1 protein-coding gene is annotated in these 857 nt (G+C 71.3%); it reads right to left on the reverse strand.

Annotated elements, in window-relative coordinates:
* Positions 1 to 7: 7 nt before the first annotated feature.
* The gene (gene msrA, locus CCN42_RS40105; RefSeq protein WP_086742030.1) at positions 8 to 679 is read right to left on the reverse strand and encodes a peptide-methionine (S)-S-oxide reductase MsrA; all 672 of its coding nucleotides are present in this window, start codon (positions 677 to 679) and stop codon (positions 8 to 10) included.
* Positions 680 to 857 lie beyond the last annotated feature (178 nt).

An 857-nucleotide genomic window follows, 5' to 3' on the forward strand; every position in this document is an offset into this window, starting at 1 on the left:
CTCCGGTCTACTCCTCGCTCGGCGCCGGGGCGACGCCGATCGGGCAGGACACCCCCGTGCCGCCGATGCCGCAGTAGCCCGCCGGGTTCTTGTCGAGGTACTGCTGGTGATAGGCCTCGGCCGGGTAGAAGGGGCGGTCCGTGGCCGGGAGGATCTCCGTGGTGACGGGGCCGTAGCCGGAGCCGGTCAGGACCTTCTGGTAGGCCTCGCGGGAGGCCTCGGCGGTGGCGGCCTGCTCGGGGGTGTGGGTGTAGATCGCCGAGCGGTACTGGGTGCCGACGTCGTTGCCCTGGCGGAAGCCCTGGGTCGGGTCGTGGGACTCCCAGAAGGTCTTCAGGAGGCTGTCGTAGGAGATGACGGCCGGGTCGTAGACCACGCGGACGACCTCGGTGTGGCCGGTCAGGCCCGAGCAGACCTCCTCGTAGGTGGGGTGCTCGGTGTGGCCGCCCTGATAGCCGACCAGGGTGGTGTACACGCCCGCCGGGAGCTGCCAGAACTTGCGCTCGGCGCCCCAGAAGCAGCCCAGGCCGAAGTCGGCGGTCTCCAGGCCCTCCGGGTAGGGGCCGAGGAGCGGCGTGCCGAGGACCGTGTGGCGCTCGGGGACGGTGAAGGACGGCTCCGGGCGGCCCTTCAGCGCCTGCTCGGGGGTGGGCAGGGTGGGCGTACGGCTGAAGAGCATGGGTTTCCTCCTTGTACCGGGAGACCGGGGCCGGGCGGTGTGGTGTCTGTGACAACGTCCGGGCGGGCGGTCAGATTCCGCCGCGGGACTTCAGGACCTGCGCCGCGCTGTAGTCGCGTTCCCCCGTGTACGCCTTGATCATGCCTTCCCGGCTGCCCCGGTACGACCACGGCACCGC

Source organism: Streptomyces glaucescens, assembly GCF_002154375.1.
GTDB lineage: Bacteria > Actinomycetota > Actinomycetes > Streptomycetales > Streptomycetaceae > Streptomyces > Streptomyces glaucescens.